This is a genomic window from Modicisalibacter radicis (assembly GCF_900961225.1).
Lineage (GTDB): Bacteria > Pseudomonadota > Gammaproteobacteria > Pseudomonadales > Halomonadaceae > Modicisalibacter.
Genome location: NZ_CAAHFN010000123.1, coordinates 1 through 685, shown reverse-complemented (window position 1 = coordinate 685; position 685 = coordinate 1). Strand labels below are relative to the sequence as shown.

Annotated in this window: 2 tRNA genes; both read left to right on the top strand. The window is 53.0% G+C overall.

Annotation, left to right across the window (positions count from 1 at the left end):
* Window positions 1-238: 238 nt before the first annotated feature.
* Window positions 239-315 (top strand) — tRNA-Ile (locus HR9077_RS20020).
* A gap of 103 nt (window positions 316-418) precedes the next feature.
* A tRNA-Ala gene (locus HR9077_RS20015) sits at window positions 419-494 on the top strand.
* Window positions 495-685 lie beyond the last annotated feature (191 nt).

Genomic DNA, 685 nt, shown 5'->3' with positions numbered 1-685 from the left:
ACAAGGTAGCCGTAGGGGAACCTGCGGCTGGATCACCTCCTTAAACGACGCGTCATCGCGTTCGAGCAAGTGCTCACAATGAATTACCTGATCGGCCAGAGCAAAGACTGTTTGGGTTGAGACCCAGTTTTAGCCAAGTGTGTGGCTCAGTGGGTTGGAGCGCACCCCCTGACCTTAATGGAAAGGAGGGTGAGGTCGACCGACCGAGTGCCGAAGGCTTAGCAGTTAGTATGGTGCTGGGTCTGTAGCTCAGTTGGTTAGAGCGCACCCCTGATAAGGGTGAGGTCGGCAGTTCGAGTCTGCCCAGACCCACCAACACAAGCTGTAAGCCATAAGCTGTCAGCTTTAAGTAAAACCCGCCAGGCGTGGTGTTGGTTTTTCTTACAGCTTAAAGCTTCCAGCTTAAAGCTGATGTTCAGGGGCCTTAGCTCAGCTGGGAGAGCGCCTGCCTTGCACGCAGGAGGTCACCGGTTCGATCCCGGTAGGCTCCACCACCTCAAGCTGGAAGCCGTAAGCTATAAGCTGTCAGCAAAACCCGTCCAACAGTCTCCTGTTAGCGCTAAGCTATAGGTTTTGAGAAGCCCGCCAGGGCCGCTTAAAGCTTACAGCTTAGGGCTTATGGCTCTAACTGCTCTTTAACAATGTGAATCAAGCTGACAAATTTGAGATACGACTCAAGCGTATC